The organism is Sphingopyxis sp. 550A, assembly GCF_053569535.1.
The window spans coordinates 3151184-3175013 of sequence record NZ_CM131615.1 but is presented as its reverse complement, the minus strand read 5'-3'; the positions used below and the strand labels follow the sequence as shown (position 1 = coordinate 3175013).

Below are 23830 nucleotides of genomic sequence, written 5' to 3'. Positions count from 1 at the left end.
GCGGGCGCCGTCACACCGGCGGCATGAAATTGCACCTGCTCCGGCGCGCGTCGCTCGCGCTGTCGCCCCTCGCCCTCCTCGCTGCCGGCCCCGCGCCCGTCCTTGCCAAACCGGCACCCGCGCCCGCCGCCGCGCCCGCCGCCGCGCCCGCCGCCGCGACCGTCAATCCGCAAACCGCCGCCGCCAGGGCCTGGAACTTCGCCGCGAGCGATATCACGGTCGATCCCAACATCGTCTTCGGCGTCCTGCCGAACGGGATGAAATATGCGCTGCTGAAGAACAGCACGCCCAAGGACAGTGTCCTCGTCCGCCTGCGCTTCGATGTCGGCAGCTTTGCCGAGGCCGACGACCAGCGCGGCCTTGCCCATTTCCTCGAGCATATGGTGTTCAACGGATCGACCCATGTGCCCGAGGGCGAGATGGTGAAGCTGCTCGAGCGCAAGGGCCTCGCCTTCGGCGCCGACACCAATGCGGTCACCGGCTTCGACCAGACCGTCTATCAGCTCGACTTGCCGAACGCCTCCGACGATCTGGTCGACACCGGCCTGATGCTGATGCGCGAGACCGCGAGCGAAGTGACGATCGACCCCGCCGCGGTCGACCGCGAGCGCGGCATCATCCTGTCCGAACGCCGCGCGCGCGACAGCTATCAGCTGCGCAGCCTGATCGACCAGCTCGATTTCCAGATGCAGGGGATGAAGGTCGCCAGCCGCATCCCGGTCGGCACCGAAGAGGTGATCAAGACCGCCCCCGCGTCGCGCATCCGCGATATCTATGACCGCTATTACCGCCCCGAGCGCGCGACGCTGGTGATGGTCGGCGATTTCGATCCCGCCGCGATCGAGGCGAAGATCAAGGCGCGCTTTTCGGACTGGAAGGGCCGCGGCCCCGCGGGTGCCGACCCCGATATCGGCGGCATCGACTTCAAGCGGCCCGAGGCGGCGGACGATTTCATCGATCCGGCGATCCAGGATTCGGTGACGATCTCCGCGTTCAAGCCGTGGGTGGACGAGGTCGACAGCAAGGCGAAGCGCGCGCGCAAGCTGGCCGAGGATGTCGGCGAGGCGATCCTCAGCCGCCGGCTCGCGAAGATCGCGCTCGACGAAAATTCGCCGATCCTCGCCGGCTATTTCAGCGACAATGACGGCTGGAAGCGCTTCGACCAGGTCAGCGTCGGCGCGGTCGCCAAGGAGGGCGCGTGGAAGGATGCGCTCGCGCTCGTCGAGCAGGAATGGCGCCGCGCGGTCCAATATGGCTTCACTCAGGCCGAGGTCGACGAACAGATCGCCAACCGCCGCACTGCGCTTAAAAATGCGGTCGCCGGGGTCGATACGCGGCGCAGCGACACGATGGCCGACGTGCTGGTCAAGGCCGCCGACGGCAGCTTCGTCGTCGTCCGCCCCGAAACCACCCAGGCGATGTTCGACGCGGTGGCGCCGACGCTGACCGCCGACGCGGTGACCGCGGCGTTCCGCAAGCGGATGGAGGGGCTCAGCCCGCCGCTCGCGCGCGTCACCGCCAAGGCGCCGATCAAAGGCGGCACCGGCGCGATCCTCGCCGCGCTCAACGCCTCGCAGCAGGTCGCGGTCAGCGCGCCCGCCGCGGCGGCGAGCGCGAAATTCGCCTATGACGATTTCGGCACGCCGGGGACGGTGGTCAGCGACACGCGGATCGACGACCTCGGCATCCGCCGGATCCGCTTCGCGAACAATGTGATGCTCAACATCAAGAAGACCGATTTCCAGAAGGACCGCGTCTATCTGTCGCTGCGCGTCGACGGCGGCAATCTGCTCGCGACGCGCGATGACCCGACGAAAGTCGCGCTCGCAGGCTCGCTGATGCTCGGCGGGCTCGAAGCGCACAGCTTCGACGAACTCCGCACGATCCTCGCCGGCCGAACGGTGAACCCGGCTTTCGGCGCAAGTGACGACGCCTTCGGCGGCAGCGCGCTGACCTCGCCCGAGGATTTCGGCTTGCAGGCGGGACTGATGGCGGCCTTCCTGACCCACCCCGGCTATCGCGCCGATGGACTGGCGCTGATCCGCCGCTATCTGCCGCAGCAATATGCCGCGAACGACGCGACTCCCGCCGCGGTGATCGGCCGCGACGCCGAGGGCATCCTCGCCGGTGACGATCCGCGCGAGCAGACGCCGCCGCTCGCCAAGGTGATGGCGCTCGACTGGGCGCAGCTCAAACCCGCGATCGCCGACAGCCTGGCGCATGGCGCGATCGAGATCGGGGTCGTCGGCGACATCGACGAGCAGGCGGCGATCGACGCGATCGCGAAGACCTTTGGCGCGCTGCCCGAACGCCGCGCCGCCTTCGACCCGCATGCCGACGCGCGCGTCCGCCATTTCGCAACCGACCGCAGCGAACGCACGCTGATCCACAAGGGGCCGGCCGAGCAGGCTGAGATCCGCGTCTATTGGCCCGCGCGCGACGACAGCGACCTGACCGAGGCGATGCGGCTCAACCTCCTGTCGCGGCTGATGCAGCTCAAGCTGACCGAGGAACTGCGCGAGAAGCTCGGCGAAAGCTACAGCCCCGGTGCGGGCGTCAGCCTGTCGGACGAATATCCGGGCTATGGGCATCTCCTCGCGGCGAGCAATGTCGACTACAAGGATCTGGCGACGACGCGCGCGGCGATCTTTGCGATCGCGAAGGAATTGCGCGACGCGCCGGTCGACGCCGACCTGCTCGACCGCGCGCGCAAACCGCTGCTCGAAAGCATGACCAAGGCGCGGCGCGAGAACAGCTATTGGCTGCCCTATGTGGCCGAAGCGACAAGCCGCGCCGACCGCCTCGACCGCAGCCGCAACAGCCTCGCCGTCGTCGAAGCCGCGACGCCCGCCGAGCTGCAGGCGCTGGCGCAGCGCTATTTGCTCGATGACAAGGCGCTGGTGATCAAGGCGGTGAGCGACAAGGCGGGGAAGTAGCGAGGGTGGTGTAGGCGTCGCTTACGAAAGGCGGTGCTCTCGATCGGAAGGCGACACTCTTCTCCCCTCCCGCAGGCGGGAGGGGCTGGGGGTGGGCAGCAACGTTGCAATGGCCCACCCCGCTGCGACTAACGAACAAAGTTCGTAAGTCTCACTGCCCCTCCCGCCTGCGGGAGGGGAAACATGCTTCGCCCTAAAACGCCCGCTCCACACCCCGCACCCGACCTCTGCAAACTTTAGACCCGGCCCGGCGCTCTGGCCCGGACGAAATTCTCGAGCGTGGTGAACAGCATCGCGCGCGCGTCGCTGCCCAGCATCTCGGCGGTGAGCGCGTCGAACCGCGCTTGGTCGCCGCAGCTCGCAGCGCCGACCATCGCGGCGAGCAAAGCTTCGTCGAAACTGACGCGCGGGCAGCAGGGCGGGGCGACCGCGAAGGGATCGGGCCAGATATGGCCGATCGCCTCGACCACCAGGCGATAGCGCCGCGCCGCGAGGATATTGCCCCAGCGCCGTTCGAGTTCGGGCATCGGGTCGCGTTCGCTGCGGCGGCAGAGAATGCAGTAGCGCAGCGCAAGCACCGCTTGCGCGGCGTCGACCGGCAGGTCGCGGATGAGCGGCTGTTCGGTGAATTTCCGGATCAGGTCGCTGCTGCGCTGCATGAGGTCTCCCTTGATGGTCTGTTCCCCCTGTCCGCTTCGGGCGGAAAAAGATGCCGGCCGCTTTGGTGCAGCTGGAAGATGCAGCGGCCGGCAGGAGGGGATTGCCCGACCTTGCTATTGAGAATTATTCGCAAATACAAGCAAAAAAAGAGGCATCCGAAGATGCCTCTGAAAACTGCGGCTTTTCGACCCGTTCGTCATCCCGGCGAAGGCCGGGATCTCGACCTCACGCAGCGACGCACCGGCGAGATCCCGGCCTTCGCCGGGATGACAGGATTCGGATCAATCCTCGCCGACCGGCTTCGACTGGAGCTGGATGTAATTCTCGATTCCCATCCGTTCGATCAGCTCGAACTGCTTTTCGAGCTCGTCGACATGATGCTCCTCGCTTTCGAGGATGTCGGAGAAGAGGTCGCGGCTGACATAGTCGCGGACGCTTTCGCTATGCGCGATGGCATCGCGGAGCAGCGGGATCGCTTCCTCCTCGACCGCAAGGTCGGCCTTGAGGATTTCCTCGACCGTCTCGCCGACGCGCAGGCGCCCGAGCAGCTGGAAATTGGGGAGCCCGCCAAGGAAGAGGATGCGGTCGGCGAGCTTGTCGGCGTGCTTCATCTCGTCGATCGACTCTTCGCGCTCGAAATGCGCGAGGCGCGCAACGCCCCAATTGTCGAGCATGCGATAGTGCAGCCAGTATTGGTTGATCGCGGTCAGCTCGTTCTTGAGCGCTTCGTTGAGGAAGTCGATGACCTTTTCGTCGCCCTTCATGGTGTCAGTCCTGTCATTTTCTTGGGTGTGGGAGTGGCGGCATTATACCGCCCCATGCCCCTTCAGGCCAAGGGTGAAAATGGCAGAAATCTGCGAAAAATCAGGCGGTCGCGGCGACGTCGCTGATGATATTGCGAGCGAATGACAGGCACTGGCCGCACTTGGGTTTGCGACCCAGTTGCGCATAGGCGGCCTTCGCACACCGCAATTGGCCGTTCTTTGCGACGTCGCGCAAATCCCGTTCCCTTATTGCGTTGCAGACACAGACGACCATGTGCGAATCCTTCTCAACAAGCATGATCTAGGGATAGTGCGAGGGATTCGCAACAGGAAAGATGCGATTGGTTCGCAGTCCGAAGAGACGCATTTTTCGCCGCTCCGGCCCTTGCCCGCAACGTGATTCGCGGGCATAGGCGCGCCCATCTTCCCAAGCCCGCGCGCAAAGGTCCGATCCCATGAAAGTGAATGTCTATGTGACGTTGAAGCCCGGGGTGCTCGACCCGCAGGGCAAGGCGATCCACCACGCGCTCGAAGGCTTGGGTTTCGGCGGGGTCGCGGACGTTCGCGCCGGGCGCTTTATCGAGCTCGACGTCGCCGATGGCACGAGCGATGCCGATCTCGACGCGATGTGCGCGAAGCTGCTCGCCAATACGGTGATCGAAAACTACCGCATCGAACGCGCCTGAGCGCAGGACAGGAGCCCGCCCCATGAAGACCGCCGTCATCGTCTTTCCCGGCTCCAACTGCGACCGCGACATGGCCGTCGCGCTTGAGCAGGTCACCGGTAAGGCGCCCGCGATGGTCTGGCATCGCGATACCGGGCTGCCCGAGGGGACCGACTTCATCGCGCTGCCCGGCGGCTTTTCCTATGGCGACTATCTCCGCTCGGGGGCGATGGCGGCGCGCTCGCCGATCCTGCGCGCGGTCGCCGAGGCCGCGGGGCGCGGCGTGCCCGTGCTCGGCGTGTGCAACGGCTTTCAGGTGCTGACCGAGGCGCAGTTGCTTCCGGGCGCGCTGATGCGCAATGCGGGACTCAACTTCGTGTGCCGCACCGTGCCGCTCAAGGTCGAGAACAGCCAGTCGCTGTTCACCGCATCCTATGGCGCGGGCGAGGAAATCCGCATCCCCGTCGCGCACCACGACGGCAATTATTTCGCCGACGCCGCGACGCTCGACCGCATCGAGGGCGAGGGACGCGTCGCCTTCCGCTACACCGACGGCGTCAACGGCTCGGCGCGCGCCATCGCAGGCGTGCTCAATGATGCTGGCAATGTGCTGGGCATGATGCCCCACCCCGAGCGCGCGATCGATCGCGCGCACGGTGGCACCGACGGACTACGCTTGTTCGAGGCGGCGCTCGGCGTTCTCGTCTGATATTGCGTCGGCGGAGTCTGTCGGGGCCTCTGCCACGGGCTGAAGCCAGCGCCCGACGACCAGCAGCACCGTCGGCCAGAACATCGTGTTCCAGATGTCGTGCCAGTGCGCCGCGTCGGGCTGGATCGCCGAATGGCTGTATTCCGCGGTCAGGTCGAGCCATTCGCCGCCGCACGCCATGACCAGCACCGCCAGCCAGGCCGCGAACCACCCGCCGCGTGCCCGCCAGGCGAGGCGGATCAGCAGGAACAGCGCCATTCCGAAATAGATATGCAGCGCATCCTTATCGAGACCGGTCGCTTCGATCACCGACAGTTTGCGGGCCTCGAACAAGGAGGCCAGTTCGATCAGGGTCATGGAAACATCAAACCTTGGCGCCGAACGGATTGAAATCGGTGCCTTCATCGAACACGTCGACACCCTCGCGCCGCTTCAACGCCCCGACGACCAGATAGGTTGCGGGGGTCAGCGCGGCTTCCCATGCGGTCTTGATGAACCACTGCGACAGCACGACCTCGTAAAGCTGTTCGGGCGGCCAGCCCGCAAGCCCGTAAAAGGCGAGCGGGTAGAAGATCAGGCTGTCGAGCCCCTGGCCGACCACGGTCGAACCGATCGTCCGCATCCAGAGGTGGCGTCCGCCGCTCCACATCTTCATCCGCGCGAGGACGTAGCTGTTGGCGAATTCGCCGACCCAGAAGGCGGTCATCGACGCGATGACGATGCGCCAGCTATTGCCGAAGACGAATTCATAGGAGGCCTGGCCCGGCCACCCCGCGGCGGGGGGCAGCGACACGACGACCCATGCCATGAACGCCATGAAGGCGAGCGCCGCGAAGCCGGTCCAGATCACCCGCCGCGCGCGGGCATAGCCATAGACCTCGGTCAGCACGTCGCCGATGATGTAGCTGATCGGAAAGAAGAGCACGCCGGCGCCGAATGCCCATTGGGTGCCGTTCGGCAGCGTGATGTAGCTCGGCTTCGACGCGCCGATGATGTTGCTGAGCAGCAGGATCGCGACGAAGGCCGCCATCATGAGGTCGTAATAGCGGAAATGCCGGACGGCCGACGCGCTGACGGGCGCGGGCTTCGCGGACGGGGATTGGGTTTCGGTCATCGCGCTCGCTGCTTAACGCGCTTTGCGCCCGGCGCAAACCACGCTATTCGCGCCGGGCACAGCCGTGCCGCGCGCCCGTAGCTCAGCTGGATAGAGCACCCGCCTTCTAAGCGGGTGGTCGCAGGTTCGAATCCTGCCGGGCGCGCCATTTTCCATCGCTCTCTACAGTGCGATATTCCAGCCAGCGGTACGCATCCTTCGCCCGCATCTGCGCAAAGCAGCTTAGGGGTGGAGAGCGGCCATCTACTAACGGCTCCCGTCATCCCGGCGAAGGCCGGGATCTCACCCTATCGCCATGTCGCACCGGCGAGATCCCGGCCTTCGCCGGGATGACGGGGTTCGGTCGAAGTTAGCCATCGCCCCCGCGAAGGCGGGGGCCGCTGTCGGTTTACGACGCGCTGAAGGATAAGGCCGATAGCGGCCCCGCCTTCGCGGGGGCGACGCTTATCCCACGTCCGTTTCCTACCCCATTTGAGGCATCCAAAGGGGCGGCGACGGGACGCTAGGCGTAACCTAGAGAGCGATAGCGAAACGGTATTGCTCATCTCCGCTGGTCCCGGCGCGCCATTGCTTCCGCCATCGCCGTCGCCAGCGCTATTCGGGCGCCTGTTCGGCGCGCTTCAGCTTGCGTGCCTTCTGCTCGTGGCGGACCGCCGCCTCGCGCAGGCGGCGTGCGAGAAAGGGGTCGTCGGACGCATTCGCTTTCAGCCGCGCGACACGCGCGAGCTGCTCATAATAGATGGAATCGCGAATCTGGTCCATTCGGGGGCAATTATCACGACCCCGTCACAAAAGACCTAACGCAATTCGGCGCTTTTTCCCGAATCGGGTCAGGTAGCGAAGGCAGAAAGAATGATCGAAATTTTCGATCAAAGGGGCCGGTATTTTCACTTTCCGCATTGCAACAAACATGGCTAGGGGAGGGCTCCACCAACCAAGGAGCTCTCCCGAATGTCCGTTCTGAACACGACCCTCAAGCCTTTCAACGCCACCGCCTACAAGGACGGCAAGTTCGTCGACATCAGCGATGCCGACGTCAAGGGCAAGTGGGCGGTCTTCTTCTTCTATCCCGCCGACTTCACCTTCGTCTGCCCGACCGAGCTCGAAGATCTCGCCGACATCTATCCGCAGCTGCAGAAGATGGGCGTCGAAGTCTATGCCGTGTCGACCGACACGCATTTCTGCCACAAGGCCTGGCACGACACCTCGCCGGCGATCGGCAAGATCAACTATTACATGGTCGGCGACCAGAACCACAGCATCTCGAACAATTTCGAGGTCCTGCGCCAAGGCGTCGGCCTTGCCGACCGCGGCACTTTCGTCCTCGACCCGCAGGGCGAAATCCAGCTCCTCGAAATCACCCCCGAGGGCGTGGGCCGCAATGCCGCCGAACTGCTGCGCAAGATCAAGGCGCTGCAGTACTGGGTCAGCCACCCGGGCGAAGTCTGCCCCGCGAAGTGGGAAGAGGGCGCCGAAACGCTTGCTCCCTCGCTCGACCTCGTCGGCAAGATCTAAAACGTAACGTGCCGTGTGTCCCCGCCCTTCGACGCCGCCTGCGGCGGCGCTCAGGATAGACTGCCCCTTTGGGGCAGGCGGGGACCCATCTCCGGCCGGTTCTATTTTGCACCATCCGGTGATGGGCACCCGCCTTCGCGGGTGCACACGGATATTTCTGAAACCAAACAGGAGCTCTCCCCCATGCTCGACGCCAATCTGAAGCAGCAGCTTCAAGGTCTGCTCACGAATCTTCGCGAACCGATCGAGCTGCTTTCGTCGCTCGACGACAGTCCGAAGTCGGTCGAGCTGGCGGGCCTCCTCGACCAGATCGCGACGCTGTCGGACAAGGTCAGCGTGTCGCAGACCGACGACGATGCGCGCCGTCCGAGCTTCCTGATCCGCCGCGCCGGGCATCCCGAGATTGCCGTTCGTTTCGCCGGCATCCCGCTCGGCCATGAATTCACCTCGCTCGTCCTCGCGCTGCTGCAGGTCGGGGGCCACCCCCCGAAGGTCGCGCCTGAGGTGCTGGAGCAGGTTGCGGCGCTGGGCGGCGACTATCATTTCGAAACCTATTTCTCGCTGTCGTGCCAGAATTGTCCCGACATCGTGCAGGCGCTCAACCTGATGAGCGTCGTCAATCCGCGCATCACCCACACCGCGATCGACGGCGGCCTGTTTCAGGACGAGGTCGAGGCACGTCAGGTGATGGCGGTGCCGACGATCTTCCTGAATGGCGAGAATTTCGGCCAGGGCCGCATGGAGCTCGAACAGATCCTCGCCAAGCTCGACAGCGGCGCCGAGGCGAAGGCGGCCGAAAAGATCGCTGCCAAGGATGCGTTCGACGTGCTCGTCGTCGGCGGCGGCCCCGCGGGCGCCGCGGCCGCGATCTATGCCGCGCGCAAGGGCATCCGCACCGGTATCGCCGCCGAACGCTTCGGCGGGCAGGTGCTCGACACGATGGCGATCGAGAATTTCATCTCGGTCCAGCACACCGAAGGGCCGAAGCTCGTCGCGCAGTTGGAACAGCACGTCAAAGACTATGACGTCGACATCATGAACCTCCAGCGCGCTGAAAAGCTGATCCCGGCGGCGCAGGAGGGCGGGCTCCACGAGGTTCGGCTTGCGAGTGGCGCGTCGCTCAAGGCCCGCACCGTGATCCTGTCGACCGGCGCGCGCTGGCGCCAGCTCGGCGTGCCGGGCGAGGACGAATATCGCAACAAGGGCGTGGCGTACTGCCCGCACTGCGACGGCCCGCTCTACAAGGGCAAGCGCGTTGCGGTGATCGGCGGCGGCAACAGCGGCGTCGAGGCGGCGATCGATCTGGCCGGCATCGTCGCGCATGTGACCTTGATCGAGTTCGACAGCCAGCTTCGCGCCGACGCGGTGCTCCAGCGCAAGCTCGCGAGCCTGCCGAACGTCAAGATCATCACCTCGGCGCTGACCACCGAAGTGCTCGGCGACGGCGCGAAGGTGACTGGGCTCGCCTATAAGGACCGGAACCAGGACGAGCCGCACCAGATCGAGCTCGAAGGCATTTTCGTCCAGATCGGCCTCGTCCCCAACACCGAATGGCTGAAGGACAGCGTGACCCTGTCGCGCCACGGCGAGATCGAGGTCGATCATCGCGGCGAGACGAGCCAGGCGGGTATCTTCGCCGCGGGCGACTGCACGACGGTGCCGTACAAGCAGATCGTCATCGCGATGGGCGAAGGATCGAAGGCGGCGCTGTCGGCGTTCGATTATATGATCCGCCTACCGGTGGAAGCGGATGTCGAAGCGGCCTGATCAGGCGCCCGATCCGTTCGGGGCTGCCGCCAGCGCATAGCGCTTCGGCGGCAGCCCGACCTGGCGCGTGAAGGCGGTGCTGAACGCGCTTGCCGACCCATAGCCGATGCGTTCGGCGATTTCGTCGAGTTTGCCCGTGCGGCGGCGCAGCATGTCTTTGGCGAGGCTCATCCGCCACCCCTGCACATATTCCATCGGCGACATCCCGACGATCCGCGCGAAGCGGTCGAAAAAGGCCGAACGCGACAGCGCGGCCTCCTTTGCGAGCTTTGCGACCGTCCAGGATCGCGCGGGCTCGTTATGGATACGCCGGATCGCCCCCGCCAGCCGGGGATCGCCGAGACCGCGGAGCAGCCCGGGCGGTGCTTCGTCGCCCGCCACCGCGCGCAGCGCCTCGACCAGCAGCACCTCCACCAGCCGTGCGAGCACAAGGTCGCGTCCCGGCCGCTCTTCGCCGGTTTCGGCGCGGATCATCCGGACCAGTGCCGCCAGTTGCCCGGCGCCGCGTAAATGGATGAGCGCCGGAAGCTGCGACACGAGCAGGCCGGCATCGGGTGAGGCGAACAGGAAGTGGCCCCCCAGCATCCGCACATCGGGCGGCCCGTCCTGCAAGCCGTGGCGCACTTCGCCCGTTACGCCGATGGTCGCATGCGGGTCGAGCGCCACCGGTTCGGCCGGTTCGAAGCTCGACATGGTGAAGCCCGGCGTCGCGGGCAGCAGCAGGAAATCGCCCGCTTCGAGCGTCAGCGGCGGCTGACCATCCACGTTCAGCCGGCACGCACCGTCCAGGATGGCGCAGAAACTCGGATGTCCGAACGCCGCGTAGCGCACCGCCCAGCGGCCGGCACCGCTGATCCCCTTGGAAAAGACGGTACTCGGGCGGAGCAGGGTGATGAGATCGGAAAGAGGGTCGAGCATGTCAGGACTATCTATAATAATATATGGATTATAGATTATAGATAGTCCTTCATGGTCTGGCTAGACGGTTTTCATCGCAACTCGAAAGGACGCATGATGAAGACCATCCTGATTACCGGCTGCTCGTCGGGCTATGGCCTTGAAGCCGCCCGCCATTTCCATTCCCGTGGCTGGAACGTCATCGCGACGATGCGCACGCCGCGCACCGATCTGTTCGAAGCTTCGGAACGGATGCGTGTCCTCGCCCTCGACGTGACCGATCCCGACAGCATTGCGCTGGCGCTCGAACTGGCCGGCCCGATCGACGTGCTCGTCAACAATGCGGGCATCGGCCTGTTCGGCGCCCTTGAGCATTCGCCGATGCAAAAGATTCGCGACGTCTACGCGACCAACACGCTCGGCACGATTGCGATGACGCAGGCGGTGATCCCGCAGATGCGTGCGCGGGGGGCGGGGACGATCGTCAACGTCACTTCGTCGGCAACGCTCGCCTCGTTCCCGCTCGCTGCCGCCTATACGGGCAGCAAGACCGCAATCCAGGGGTTCACCGGCAGTCTTGCGCACGAACTCGCGCCGCTCGGCATTGCGGTGAAGCTGATCGAACCCGGCTATGGCCCGACGACCGCCTTTTCGCAGAACACCGACATCAGGCTCGAGGATGTGCTGTCCGAACCCTATGCCAGCTATGCCGCGCCGATCCTCGCCGCCATGGCCGAGCCGGCGCTGTTCACGACCGAAGGGGACGTGGCCGAAGCGGTGTGGGCGGCGGTGCATGACACGACCGGCCGTCCGCATTTTCCCGCCGGGGCCGATGCACAGGCGTTGATGGCGGCTTAGGCCGGTTGCGAGGGAACCGAGCGCTTCGCCTCCAGCCATGCCGCCAGCTTCGTTGCCTCCGCCTCCGTGAACAGCAGTCCCAGCTTGCTGCGCCGCCACAATATGTCCTCGACATCACGCGCCCATTCGCGAGTCATCATCCATTCGATCTCGGCGACGCTCAGCCCATGCGCGATCTCGCCGCCGAGCGCGTCCCAGCCGTCGGCATCGCCGAGCCAGCGGCGCGCGTCGGTGCCATAGGCCTTGACGATCCGGTCGACCGTCGCGGCGGGCAGGAAGGGGTATGCGAGTTTATATTCGGCCTTGAGCGCCGCCGCGCCGTTCGTCGGAAAATCGCCGCCGGGCAGCGGCGCCGTCGCGGTCCAGCGCTTGACCGACACTGCCTCCAGATGGTCCGACAGCTCGTCGACTGCATGTTCGGCGACATGGCGATAGCTGGTGATCTTGCCGCCATAGACGGTGAGCAGCGGCGCGCCTTCCTCCAGATCGACGTCGATCCGGTAGCCGCGTGTCGCCGCCTCGGGACGGCCCGATCCATCCTCGACCAGCGGGCGGACGCCCGAATAGGTCCAGACGACGTCGGCCGGGGTCACCGGCTCGCGGAAATATTCGCTTGCCCCTTCGCACAGATAGGCGATTTCCTCGGCGCTCGCGCGGACGTCGCCCAGCGGGCCGTCATGATCCTGATCGGTGGTGCCGATCAGCGTGAAATCGCGCTCATAGGGAATGGCGAAGAAGATGCGCCCGTCGGGAAGCTGGAAGAAATAGGCGTAAGGGTGCTCGAACTTCCGGCGCACGACGATATGCGACCCGCGCACGAGCCGCATCTGATAGTCGGGCGGGGCGGACGCGCGGGTGAGCAGGTCGAGCACTGCCGGACCCGCTGCATTGACGAGGCTCCGCCCGGTGAAGCGATAGCTGCGGCCGCGATCGTCCGATGCCTCGACGACCCACAGCCCGTCCTCGACGCGCATCAGTTCGGCGCGCGTGTGCGTCCTGATCCGTGCCCCCCGGTCGGCGGCATCGCGCGCGTTGAGCAGCACGAGCCGCGCGTCGTCGACCCAGCCGTCCGAATATTCGAACGCCTTTGCATATTGCGGTTGCAGCGGCGCCCCAGCTTCGTGGCGCTTCAGGTCGATCGAGCGCGTCGCGGGCAGCTTCTTCCGCCCGCCGATATGATCGTAGAGAAACAGGCCGAGCCGCAGCAGCCAGCGCGGACGGAGGCCCGCGCGATAGGGGAGGACGAAACGCAGCGGCCAGATGATATGCGGCGCGATCCCCCATAGAATTTCACGTTCCTTCAGCGCCTCGCGCACCAGGCCGAATTCATAATGTTCGAGGTAGCGCAGCCCGCCGTGAATCAGCTTGGTCGACGCCGACGAGGTGCCGCGTGCCAGGTCGCCCTGCTCGATCAGCAGCACCCGCGCGCCGCGTCCCGCGGCATCGCGCGCGATACCGGCGCCATTGACACCGCCGCCGACGACGATGACATCATAGGGCTGTGTGCTGTCGGACATCGCCGCTCCCTATGGCAAATGCGGGGATTTTGCCAAGAGCGGACATCGTATGCGGCCTACGTATGCGCGTTGCATTCATCGCCAGCCTTCTCCAATCCACCGGAGCTACGAAGGGAACCCAAGTGAGCGTGAAAGTCGAAACCCTGATCCTGTTCGGCGCGACGGGCGACCTCGCGCAGCGCATGCTCTTTCCCTCGCTCTACAACCTCCATGTCGACGGGTTGCTCGCCGACGGGCTGACAATCGTCGCCTCGGGGCGCTCGAAGATGGATCGCCCCGCCTGCCACGCGATGGTGCGAGAGGCGCTGGCCGATCATCTGTCCGGCGACCGGCTCGACGACGCCGAGATCGCGGGCTTCCTCGAACGCATCGATTATTGCCCGGTCGATGCCGGTGCGGGCACCGGCTACAACGATCTCGCGGCGATGCTCGGCGACCGGCTCGGCCGCCCGCTCGGGGCCTATCTCTCGACTCCGCCGTCGATGTTCGGACCGATCGCGCAGGGGCTCAAAAGCGCGGGGATCGCCTGCGCCGAATGCCGCATCGCGATGGAAAAGCCGATCGGTCACGACCTCGCCTCGTCGCGCGCGGTCAACGAACAGGTCGGCGATGCCTTCGCCGAGGATCATATCTTCCGCATCGACCATTATCTCGGCAAGGAAACGGTCCAGAACCTTCTCGCGCTGCGCTTCGCCAACATGCTGTTCGAGCCGCTGTGGAATGCGCAGGCGATCGACCATGTCCAGATCACCGTCGCCGAGACGGTGGGCCTCGAAGGCCGCGTCTCCTATTATGACGGCGTCGGCGCGCTCAAGGACATGGTGCAGAACCATATGCTCCAATTGCTCGCGATCATCGCGATGGAGCCGCCCGCGAGCGTGTCTTCGACCGCGGTGCGCGACGAGAAGGTCAAGCTGCTCCGCAGCCTCCGCAAGATGAGCGCGGCTGATGTGAAAGCGCACAGCGTCAAGGGTCAGTATACGAGCGGTGCGGTGAACGGCACTGCGGTCGCCGGCTATGCCGACGAGCTTGGCCATCCGTCGAACACCGAAACCTTCGTCGCGCTGAAGGCGTTTATCGACAATTGGCGCTGGAAGGGCGTGCCCTTCTATCTGCGCACCGGCAAGCGGATGCCGCAGCGCAAGTCGGAAGTGCTGATCCAGTTCAAGCCGGTGCCGCACAATATCTTCGCGCGCGGCGGTGCGGGAAAGCTCGACGCGAACATGATGATCATCAACCTCCAGCCCGAGGAGAATATCCGGGTCAAGGTGATGGCGAAGCAGCCGGGGCTCGATCGCGACGGCGTCAAGCTGAAGGAAGTGACGCTCGACGTTTCGCTCTCGCACAGCTTCGAAGGCGAGCGGCGGCGGATCGCCTATGAACGACTGCTGCTCGACTTCATCGAGGGCGAACAGACGTTGTTCGTGCGCCGCGATGAGGTCGAAGCACAATGGCAATGGATCGACTCGATCCTCGGCGCCTGGGCCGAGGTCGACATGGCGCCGCAGAATTACACCGCCGGAAGCTGGGGCCCGTCGAGCGCGATCGCGCTGATCGAACGCGATGGAGCGAGCTGGCATGATTGAGATTGTTTCCTCCCTTCTCCCCTTGCGGGAGAAGGATACGAAGCCTTGGCGCGTGGCGCCTAGGCGCAGTTGGATGAGGGGTATGCGAGCTTCCGGCTCGCGCGGTCGCGGTGCGACCGCAACCCCTCACCCAGCTCCGACTAGCGAGCAAGCTCGCAAGTCTGCGCATCCCTCTCCCGCAAGGGGAGAGGGTTTGGGAATATATGATGACTGACCTCCACCCCGCCATCGCCGCGGTCACCGACCGCATCATCGCGCGCAGCGCCCCGCGCCGCGCCGCCTATCTCGACCTGATGCAGCGCCAGCGCGACGCCGGGACCAACCGCGGCACGCTGTCGTGCGGCAACCTCGCGCACGGCTTCGCGGCGTCGGGCGAGGACAAGCCCGCGATCCGCGCGGGCGCCGAAATGAACATCGGCATCGTCACGGCCTATAACGACATGCTCTCGGCGCATCAGCCCTATGGCCGCTACCCCGAGCAGATCAAACTCTTCGCGCGCGAGGCCGGGGCGACCGCGCAAGTCGCGGGCGGGGTTCCCGCGATGTGCGACGGGGTGACGCAGGGGCAGGCGGGGATGGACCTGTCGCTGTTCAGCCGCGACAATATCGCACAGGGCACCGCGATCGCGCTCAGCCATGCGATGTTCGAGGGCGTGGCTCTGCTCGGCATCTGCGACAAGATCGTCCCCGGCCTGCTCATCGGCGCGCTGCGCTTCGGCCATCTGCCGACGATCCTCATTCCCGCCGGGCCGATGCCCTCTGGCCTCGCCAACAAGGAAAAGCAGCGCGTCCGCCAGCTCTATGCCGAGGGCAAGGTCGGCCGTGACGAACTGCTGGAGGCCGAGGCGGCGAGCTATCACGGCGCGGGCACCTGCACCTTCTACGGCACCGCGAACAGCAATCAGATGATGATGGAGCTGATGGGGCTGCACATCCCCGCCGCCGCCTTCGTCAACCCCGGCACGAAATTGCGGCAGGAGCTGACCCGCGCCGCGACGCACCGGCTGACCCGGATCGGCTGGGATGGCGACGACTATCGCCCGCTCGCGCGCTGCATCGATGAGAAGGCGATCGTCAACGCGATGATCGGCCTGCTCGCGACCGGCGGCTCGACCAACCATGCGATCCATCTGCCCGCGATCGCGCGCGCGGCGGGGATTATCATCGACTGGCAGGATTTCGACGAACTCAGCCATGCAGTGCCGCTGCTCGCGCGCGTCTATCCGAACGGCGCGGGCGACGTGAACCATTTCCACGCCGCGGGCGGGATCGGCTTCGTCGTCAGGGAGTTGCTCGGCGCCGGATTGCTCCACGGCGACATCCTGACCGTCGGCGGCACGATGGCCGATTATGCGTCGGAGCCCGTGCTGGCGGATGACGAACTCCACTGGCAGGCTGCGCCCGCCGAGAGCCGCGACGATACGATGCTGCGCCCGGTGGCCGCGCCCTTTTCGCCCGACGGCGGGATGCGCCTGCTCGCGGGCAATCTCGGCCGCGCGATCATCAAGACGAGCGCGGTCGCCGAGGATCGCTGGACGATCGAGGCGCCGTGCCGGATCTTCGACGACCAGAATCAGGTGCTCACCGCGTTCAAGGCGGGCGAGCTCGACCGTGACACCGTCGTCGTCGTCCGCTTTCAGGGCCCGCGCGCCAATGGCATGCCCGAACTTCACAAGCTCACCCCCGCGCTCGGCGTGTTGCAGGACAAGGGCTTTCGCGTCGCGCTGCTCACCGACGGCCGCATGTCGGGCGCGAGCGGCAAGGTGCCCGCAGTGATCCATTTGTCGCCCGAGGCGCTGCCCGGCATCGACGGCGTCAGCGGCCCGCTGGCTTATCTTCGCGACGGCGACATGGTGCGTGTCTGTGCGGTGAAGGGCGAAGTGACGGCGCTGGTCGACGAAGCCGAATGGGCGTCGCGCGCACCCGCCGCGCCGCCGCCATCCGGACTGGGCGTCGGGCGCGAGCTGTTCGCGCTGTTTCGCATTCACGCCGACGAGGCCGAGAAGGGCGGGTCGGCGATGCTGGCGGCGATGGAGACTGTCGTTTGACTTTCCGTCATCCCGGCGAAGGCCGGGATCTCGACGGTGAGACCTGACGCAACGATGAGATCCCGGCCTTCGCCGGGATGACGATGAAAGAAAAGTTTGCAATGACCGACAAGTCCATCGACCAGATCATGCGGCTCGCCCCCGTCATTCCGGTGATTGTCATCGACCGGGTCGAGGATGCGGTGTCGATGGCCGAAGCACTCGTCGCGGGCGGCTTGCCGGTGCTCGAGGTCACGCTGCGCACCCCCGCGGCGCTCGATGCGCTGACCGCGATGAAGGCGGTAAGGGGCGCGGTGGTCGGCGCGGGGACGGTGCTCGACCCCGCGATGCTCAACAGCGCGATCCACGCGGGTGCCGAATTCATCGTTTCGCCCGGCCTGACCGACACGCTGGGGAAGGCGGCGACCCAGAGCAACATCCCCTTTCTTCCCGGTATCGCCAACGCCGGGGATATCATGCGCGGTATGGACCTCGGCCTCTCGCGCTTCAAATTCTTCCCCGCGGCGACGAGCGGCGGCATCCCGGCGCTGAAGGCGCTGGCGGGGCCGTTCGGGAACGCGCGCTTCTGTCCGACCGGGGGCATCAGCGCTGCGACCGCGCCCGACTGGCTCGCGCTCGATCCGGTGCTCTGCGTTGGCGGGAGCTGGGTCGTTCCGTCGGGACCGCTCGATCCGGGGCGTATCGAAACGCTGGCGCGCGAGGCGGCGGCGCTGCCCCATTAGTCGCGGGGATGGCAATAGGGACGGTATCCGCGCGTTCGGCCCATTGATTAACCCCATTTTACCTGTCATCGTGCAGGGATAAGCGGCATCAAAGCCGTTGGTGGGGAGACTGCTGTGCCACGACCACAGCCGCATTTGGAAGAAGTTCTCGCGTCCGAACCCGGATCGCACATTGCCGCGCTCTTCGATTTCGACGGAACGATCATCTCGGGCTATTCCGCGACCGCGATGCTGCGCGAGAAATTCCAGCGCCGCGAGATGTCGGTCGAGGAGATCGCCGAGACTGCGCAGGTGATCGCGCAGCACAGCCTCGGCAACATCGGCTTTTCGGGACTCATGTCGGCCGCCGCCAAATTCATGAAGGGCGTCGACGAAGAGAGCTTCACCCAGTTCGGCGAGGAACTCTACAAGAAGCATATCGCGCGCAAAATCTATCCCGAGACGCGCGCGATCATCGAGGCGCATCAGGCGAAGGGGCACCGCGTGGCGATCATCTCGTCGGCGACGATCTATCAGATCGAGCCGACCGCGCGTGACCTTGGCATCGCCGACATCAAATGCTCGGCCTATGAGATCGAGGACGGCGTCTTCACCGGCGAGATTGTCCGCCCTTTGTGCTTCGGCGAGGGCAAGGTGCTCGCCGCCGAGGAACTGGCCGCCGAGTACGGCCTCGATCTCGATCAGAGCTTTTTCTATTCGGACAGCGACGACGATATCGAACTGCTCGAACGTGTCGGCAAGCCGCGCCCGCTCAATCCGAACATGAAGCTGAAGGGCATCGCCGACGAACGGAACTGGCCCGTTCAGCGCTTTGCGAGCCGCGGCACGCCGTCGTGGGTTGACTATACGCGCACCATCTATGCGACCGGCTCGCTGATCGGTGCCTTTGCCGCCGGCCTCCCGATCTGGGCGCTCACCCGCTCGCAGCGTGAGGCGGTCAATTTCTCGATGGGCCTGTTCGGCGATTTCGCGACCGCGATTACCGGGGTCGAGCTGGAGGTCGAGGACGAGCGTTATCTCTGGTCGTCGCGCCCGTGCGTCTTCATCTTCAACCATCAGAGCAAGGCGGACGTGATGATCCTCGCCAAGCTCATCCGCCGCGATATGGGCGGGGTGGGGAAAAAGGAGATCAGGGACATCCCCATTTTGGGGAAGCTGATGGAATGGGGCGGCACCGTCTTCGTCGACCGCGCCGACGGCAAGAGCGCGATCAAGGCGATGGAGCCGCTCGTCGACGCGATCCGCAAGGAAGGCAAGTCGATCTGCATCGCGCCCGAGGGAACGCGCAGCCTGACCCCCAAACTCGAACCCTTCAAGAAGGGCGCCTTTCACCTCGCGATGCAGGCGGGGGTGCCGATCGTCCCGATCGTGATCCACAATGCGACCGATGTGGCGCCGAAGAATGAATTCGTGATGCGCCCCGCGACGGTGCGCGTCACCGTGCTGCCGCCGGTCGATACCTCCGGGTGGAGCGTCCGGACGCTGAACGCGCATGTCCGCGAGGTGCGCAACATGTTCCTGCGCACGCTGGGGCAGGCGGAAGAGGAAGGAGAGGTGGCTGCGGCGCCGCCTACGCCCAAGCCGGCGAAGAAGGCTACGGCAAAAGAAGCGCCCGCGAAGAAGGCGCCCGCGAAGAAAAAGGCGGCGGCAAAGAAGACCTCCCCGCGCAAGGGAAGGACGGCCTAGAGCATGATACTTTCCTCCGTTCGCCCTGAGCTTGTCGAAGGGCCGTTCTTCCTTGCAGCCGATGCAAAGGAAAAGGACGGCCCTTCGACAAGCTCAGGGCAAACGGGCGTATGGGGTCGTGAAGCCTGTCGCGGATTTCTCCTGGCGGAGCGGAGATAGGGCGATGGCTGACGGCACCCCCCGCACCGGGATCGTAGCGGAGCAGGCGGCCGATCGGCTTTATATCATCGACGCGCGGCATGGCATAGAACGGCGCATCCTGCTCGACTGGATCCATGCCACAAGCGGCGACGATGCTCCGCAATGGGCCAGCCTCGACATCGAGGATGGTGACCATGCGCTGCCCGTCGACGCGCTGCGGACGCGGCTCGACGGGTCGCCGTCGCGACAGGTCGTGCCGCTGCGCGTTGCGTGGCGTATGCCCGCCTTCGACCGCGGCCGCGCGCTCAAGTTCCGCCACCTGATCTTCGGCGACCCGCGCCACCCCGGCCCGCTGCGCGCGCGCGCCATCCTCTGGCGCGACCGGCGGCGCGCGCAGATCCTCGTCGGCGAGGCCGCGACGCTCGATGCGCTGCGCGATCGTTTCTGCGCGCAGACCGGCGGCGGCGACGGCGCGAGCGCCGACAGCCCCGAATTCGCGGGCTTCGTCGCGCGGCAGGCGGCGCTCGCGCTCGACGTCGCCGAGCGCGGCATTCGCGGCAGCCGCTACAAGGTGCCGCGCTTCGTCGCCGACAGTCTGCGCACCAATCCCAAGTTCCGCTCCGCACTCGCCGAACTTGCAGGCCAGCTCGGCCGCCCCGTGGCCGATCTCTACCGCGAGGCGCGGCCGCTGATGAAGGAGGTGATCGCGCGGCCCTCGGCGCTCTTCCTCGATCTGCGCGCGCGGCTCGATCGCATGATGTTCGGCGGCTACGAGCCCGAGATGGAGGTCGACGCCGCAGAGCTTGCGAAACTGCGCGCGGTTCTCCGCGAGCATCCGACCTGCATCCTCTTCACCCACAAGACCTATATCGACGGCGCGACCCCCAGCCGCCTGACCTACGATAACGACATGCCGATGCTGCACCTGTTCGGCGGCGCGAACCTCGATTTCGCGATCATGGGCGAATTCTTCCGCCGTTCGGGGATGATCTTCATCCGCCGCAGCTTTCAGGACCAGCCGCTCTACAAGCTGGTGCTGCGCCACTATATCGCCTGGCTGCTCGCCAAGCGCTTTCCGCTGAGCTGGGCGTTCGAGGGAACGCGCTCGCGGCTCGGCAAGCTGGCGCCGCCCAAATACGGCCTGATGAAATATGTTCTCGATGCGGCCCACGCGACGGGCACCGGGGGTGTGCATTTCGTCCCGTTCGTCACCAGCTTCGACCTGATCCGCGACGTTGAGGAATATGCCGCCGAGCAGACCGGACGGGCCAAGAAGCCCGAATCGCTGAGCTGGTTCATCGGCTATATGAAGAGCCTCAAGGAGCCTTCGGGCCGTATCCGCCTGGACATCGGCGATCCGGTGGTGATCGAGCAGGCGCCCGATGCCGACGACCGGCGCGCGCTCGAACGCATCGCCTTCGCGGTCGCGGTCGAGGCGAACCGGGTCACGCCGCTCACCGTCACCTCGCTGATGTGCCTGATCCTGCTCGGCCTCGCGCCGCGCGGCGCCACCGCCGCCGAACTGCTCGCCGCGATCGGCGCGGTCTCCCGCTGGGCGCGCGAGCGCGACATCCGCCTCAGCCGCGAACTCGAAAGCGGCGACGACGCCGCGCTGTCGGCGACCATCGACACGCTCGTCGAAAGCGGCCTCCTGACCCGCTACGAAGCGGGGAGCGAGACCATCTATTCGATCGACCCCGCCAAGCATCCGATGGCGAGCTATTACCGCAACATCATCGCGCATCATTTCCTCGATCGTGCGATGATCGAGCTGGCGCTGTTCGAGCTTCGCGACGCCGACAAAGGCGATGTCACCGCGGCTTTCTGGGCGAAGATCGACCGCCTTCGCGATCTCTTCAAATTCGAATTTTTCTATCCGCCGCGCGACGAGCATCGCGCCGCGATCGAGGCCGAACTCGCGCGCATCGATCCCGTCTGGGACCGCCGCCTCGCGAGCGGCGACCGTGGCGTTGCGCAGCTTCTGCGTCGCTGTCAGCCCGTGGTCGGCCATGCGATATTGCTGCCCTTCGCCGAGGCCTATTCGGTCGTTGCCGACCTGCTCGCGCGTGCGAAGCCGGGGGAGGAAGTCGATGCGAAGGCGTTGCTCGATGCCGCGCTGGTCGAGGGGCGGCAGGCCTATCTGCTGCGCCGGATCAGCAGCGAGGCGGCGATCGGCAAGCTGCTTTTCGAGAACGGCCTGTCGCTGATGCGGCATATGGGGCTGGCGGAAACCGCGACCCCCGACGGTCTCGCCGCGCGGCGCGCGCTGCTTGGCGAACTGCGCGGGCTCGCCAATGTGATGGAATCGATGCGCCTGTCGACGACGGCGCTGGCGGACCGGCTGCCGGCGGCGGGCGATGCTTGACGCATCCGCCCCGTTTTCCGTCATCCCGGCGAAGGCCGGGATCTCGCCGGTGCATTGTTACGAGAGGGTGAGATCCCGGCCTTCGCCGGGATGACGGGTAAAGGATGGAGGAAGTGATGCTTAAGCAACTCAGCGCGCAGGATGCCCAGTTCCTCTACACGCAGACCGCGAACATTCTGACGCACATCATGGGGGTCTATATCTACGACCCCTCGACCGCGCCGGGCGGTTTCGTGCGCTTCAAGGACATCATCCGCCACGTCGAAAGCCGCGTCCACACCTCGCCGCTGTTCAAGCGCCGCCTCCACCGGCTGCCCTTCGATCTCGACCATCCCTATTGGGTCGAGGACGAGCATTTCGACATCGAGGCGCATATGAGCCACGCGCGCCTGCCTGAACCCGGCGACTGGCGCCAGTTCTGCATCGCGGTCGCGCGCTGGTTCTCGAAGCCGATGGACATGAACCGGCCGCTCTGGGACATCTACATCATCGAGGGGCTCGACCGCATTCCCGGCATCCCGAAGGGCAGCTTCGCGATGCTTCACCGCGTCCATCACGCTGCTGTCGACGGCGCCTCGGGCGCGCACGCCTTCATCGCGATGAGCGACATCGACGCGCAGGGCACGCCGGCGATTCCCGAGCCGCCGCCGGTCGAGGACCTCGGCCGCGCGCCGTCGAGCGCCGAGACGATGACGCGCGCCTGGTCGGCGTCGATGCAGTCACCGGTCAAGTTCATGAATGCGCTGATGAAGGTCTCGCCCGCGATCGTCGCGTCGGCGCGCAAGTCGATCGGCGAGGGCGGGATGACCGCCGGCGTCCCCGAAACCCGCTTCAACGTCCCCGTCGGCCCGCACAAGATGTTCGACGCGACGACGGTCGCGCTCGCCGATGTCGCCGAAATCCGCAGGAAAGTGCCGGGCGCGACGGTCAACGACGTCGTGCTCACCACCGTCGGCGGCGCGCTGCGCAAATATCTCGCGAAGCACAAGGACCTGCCGCAGGAAAGCCTCGTCGCGGTCGCGCCGATCAATTTGCGCGGCAAGGAAAAGGCGGCGGGCAAGGCTTCGACCCCGGGCAATCAGGTCTCGGCGATGAGCGTGCCGATCCGCACCGACATCGCCGATCCGCTCGAACGCCTCGCCGCGGTGCGCGATTATACGGTCGAGGCGAAGGAGGCGAAGGCGGGGGTCAGCGCGCGGATCATGACCGACCTGTCGCAGCATATCCCGGGCGCGACGATGGCGGCGGTCGCGCGCATCCTGACCAGCGAGCGTTTCGCGGTGCGCGGCACCAACCTCTTCATCTCGAACGTGCCGGGCGCGCAGGTGCCGCTCTATCTCGCGGGCGCGAAGCTCGTCCAGCAGCACGGCATGGCACCGCTCGCGAACAATATGGGGCTGTTCGTCGCGACCCCCAGCTACAACGGCCGCATCGCCTTCTCGATCATCTGCGAGCGCGCGATCATGCCTGACATCGCCTTTTTCAGGCAATGTATCGACGAAAGTTTCGCCGACCTGATGGCCGCGGCGCCGAAACCGGAGAAGGTGTCCGCGAAGCCGAAAGCCGCTACGGCAAAGCCGAAGGCGGCCCCCAAGGCTGCGCCGAAGCCGCCCGCGAAGGCCAAGGCAAAGGCGAAACCGGCGCCCGCAGCGAAAAGCGCGGCCAAGGCTGCGTCGAAAGCTGCCGCCAAGCCCAAGGCGAAGGCAGCGGGAAAGAAGAAACCCTCCACTTCGTCACCCCGGGTTTGATCCGGGGTCCCGCTTCCCACCGCCGCTGAGCGGGACCCCGGATCAAGTCCGGGGTGACGTGGGTGGAGAGGGCGGGCGTCAAAACAGTTGCCAAAGACAACGCAACCCGCAATTCTCGCCCAAAATGAAACA

Annotated in this window: 20 protein-coding genes and 1 tRNA gene; 13 read left to right on the top strand and 8 right to left on the bottom strand. The window is 65.8% G+C overall.

Annotated elements, in window-relative coordinates; all coding sequences use genetic code 11:
• Positions 1–23 precede the first annotated feature (23 nt).
• On the top strand, positions 24–2936 hold the full coding sequence (locus tag ACVENA_RS15245; protein ID WP_449326042.1) for a M16 family metallopeptidase: 2913 nt from the start codon (positions 24–26) through the stop codon (positions 2934–2936).
• 236 nt (positions 2937–3172) lie between these two features.
• Here the strand turns inward: ACVENA_RS15245 and ACVENA_RS15240 are convergent, their stop codons facing one another.
• From ACVENA_RS15240 to ACVENA_RS15230, 3 genes are all read right to left on the bottom strand, one after another.
• On the bottom strand, positions 3173–3595 hold the full coding sequence (locus ACVENA_RS15240) for an addiction module antidote protein (RefSeq protein ID WP_449326041.1): 423 nt from the start codon (positions 3593–3595) through the stop codon (positions 3173–3175).
• A 282-nt stretch (positions 3596–3877) separates the two neighbouring features.
• Positions 3878–4360: a bacterioferritin gene (gene bfr, locus ACVENA_RS15235; protein WP_449326040.1), complete on the bottom strand. Its 483-nt coding sequence runs from the start codon at positions 4358–4360 to the stop codon at positions 3878–3880.
• A 100-nt stretch (positions 4361–4460) separates the two neighbouring features.
• Positions 4461–4634: a (2Fe-2S)-binding protein gene (locus ACVENA_RS15230; RefSeq protein WP_095387519.1), complete on the bottom strand. Its 174-nt coding sequence runs from the start codon at positions 4632–4634 to the stop codon at positions 4461–4463.
• A 181-nt stretch (positions 4635–4815) separates the two neighbouring features.
• Here ACVENA_RS15230 and purS point away from each other — a divergent pair, with 181 nt between their 5' ends.
• Positions 4816–5046 carry a phosphoribosylformylglycinamidine synthase subunit PurS gene (gene purS, locus ACVENA_RS15225; protein WP_058812514.1) on the top strand — a complete coding sequence of 77 codons (231 nt, stop codon included), beginning with the start codon at positions 4816–4818 and terminating at the stop codon, positions 5044–5046.
• A 22-nt stretch (positions 5047–5068) separates the two neighbouring features.
• A complete protein-coding gene (gene purQ / locus ACVENA_RS15220; protein ID WP_449326039.1) occupies positions 5069–5734 on the top strand; it encodes a phosphoribosylformylglycinamidine synthase subunit PurQ in 666 nt (221 codons plus the stop codon).
• Here the strand turns inward: purQ and ACVENA_RS15215 are convergent.
• The gene (locus ACVENA_RS15215; RefSeq protein WP_449326038.1) at positions 5696–6091 is read right to left on the bottom strand and encodes a hypothetical protein; all 396 of its coding nucleotides are present in this window, start codon (positions 6089–6091) and stop codon (positions 5696–5698) included. The genes purQ and ACVENA_RS15215 overlap by 39 nt on opposite strands.
• A gap of 7 nt (positions 6092–6098) precedes the next feature.
• Positions 6099–6848: a queuosine precursor transporter gene (locus tag ACVENA_RS15210; protein WP_449326037.1), complete on the bottom strand. Its 750-nt coding sequence runs from the start codon at positions 6846–6848 to the stop codon at positions 6099–6101.
• Between the two features lie 71 nt (positions 6849–6919).
• Between ACVENA_RS15210 and ACVENA_RS15205 the strand changes: the two genes are divergently transcribed.
• Positions 6920–6996: transfer RNA gene (locus tag ACVENA_RS15205), tRNA-Arg, on the top strand.
• Positions 6997–7442: 446 nt separating this feature from the next.
• Here the strand turns inward: ACVENA_RS15205 and ACVENA_RS15200 are convergent.
• Entirely contained in the window at positions 7443–7610 is a 168-nt protein-coding gene (locus tag ACVENA_RS15200) for a hypothetical protein (protein ID WP_257544470.1), read from the bottom strand.
• 189 nt (positions 7611–7799) lie between these two features.
• Here ACVENA_RS15200 and ahpC point away from each other — a divergent pair, with 189 nt between their 5' ends.
• Positions 7800–8363: an alkyl hydroperoxide reductase subunit C gene (gene ahpC / locus ACVENA_RS15195; protein WP_449326036.1), complete on the top strand. Its 564-nt coding sequence runs from the start codon at positions 7800–7802 to the stop codon at positions 8361–8363.
• 183 nt (positions 8364–8546) lie between these two features.
• Positions 8547–10130, top strand: coding sequence for an alkyl hydroperoxide reductase subunit F (gene ahpF, locus ACVENA_RS15190; RefSeq protein ID WP_449326035.1), 1584 nt, complete (start codon positions 8547–8549; stop codon positions 10128–10130).
• On the opposite strand, the gene ACVENA_RS15185 is transcribed toward ahpF, so the two are convergent.
• A complete protein-coding gene (locus ACVENA_RS15185; RefSeq protein ID WP_449326034.1) occupies positions 10131–11048 on the bottom strand; it encodes an AraC family transcriptional regulator in 918 nt (305 codons plus the stop codon). It lies immediately after the preceding gene.
• Between the two features lie 93 nt (positions 11049–11141).
• Here ACVENA_RS15185 and ACVENA_RS15180 point away from each other — a divergent pair, with 93 nt between their 5' ends.
• Positions 11142–11885: an SDR family oxidoreductase gene (locus ACVENA_RS15180; protein WP_449326033.1), complete on the top strand. Its 744-nt coding sequence runs from the start codon at positions 11142–11144 to the stop codon at positions 11883–11885.
• On the opposite strand, the gene glpD is transcribed toward ACVENA_RS15180, so the two are convergent.
• The gene (glpD, locus tag ACVENA_RS15175) at positions 11882–13402 is read right to left on the bottom strand and encodes a glycerol-3-phosphate dehydrogenase (protein ID WP_449326032.1); all 1521 of its coding nucleotides are present in this window, start codon (positions 13400–13402) and stop codon (positions 11882–11884) included. The genes ACVENA_RS15180 and glpD overlap by 4 nt on opposite strands.
• Positions 13403–13584: 182 nt before the next feature.
• Between glpD and zwf the strand changes: the two genes are divergently transcribed.
• The 6 genes from zwf to ACVENA_RS15145 all read left to right on the top strand — a co-directional run bounded on the left by zwf (position 13585) and on the right by ACVENA_RS15145 (position 23698).
• Entirely contained in the window at positions 13585–14988 is a 1404-nt protein-coding gene (zwf, locus tag ACVENA_RS15170) for a glucose-6-phosphate dehydrogenase (protein WP_449328951.1), read from the top strand.
• Positions 14989–15194: 206 nt separating this feature from the next.
• Positions 15195–17036 carry a phosphogluconate dehydratase gene (gene edd / locus ACVENA_RS15165; protein ID WP_449328950.1) on the top strand — a complete coding sequence of 614 codons (1842 nt, stop codon included), beginning with the start codon at positions 15195–15197 and terminating at the stop codon, positions 17034–17036.
• A gap of 101 nt (positions 17037–17137) precedes the next feature.
• Positions 17138–17758, top strand: coding sequence for a bifunctional 4-hydroxy-2-oxoglutarate aldolase/2-dehydro-3-deoxy-phosphogluconate aldolase (locus ACVENA_RS15160; RefSeq protein WP_449326031.1), 621 nt, complete (start codon positions 17138–17140; stop codon positions 17756–17758).
• Positions 17759–17893: 135 nt separating this feature from the next.
• A complete protein-coding gene (locus ACVENA_RS15155) occupies positions 17894–19444 on the top strand; it encodes an HAD-IB family hydrolase (RefSeq protein ID WP_449326030.1) in 1551 nt (516 codons plus the stop codon).
• A gap of 163 nt (positions 19445–19607) precedes the next feature.
• Positions 19608–21950, top strand: coding sequence for a glycerol-3-phosphate 1-O-acyltransferase (locus tag ACVENA_RS15150; protein ID WP_449326029.1), 2343 nt, complete (start codon positions 19608–19610; stop codon positions 21948–21950).
• Positions 21951–22066: 116 nt separating this feature from the next.
• Positions 22067–23698: a wax ester/triacylglycerol synthase family O-acyltransferase gene (locus ACVENA_RS15145; protein ID WP_449326028.1), complete on the top strand. Its 1632-nt coding sequence runs from the start codon at positions 22067–22069 to the stop codon at positions 23696–23698.
• Positions 23699–23830: the final 132 nt, after the last annotated feature.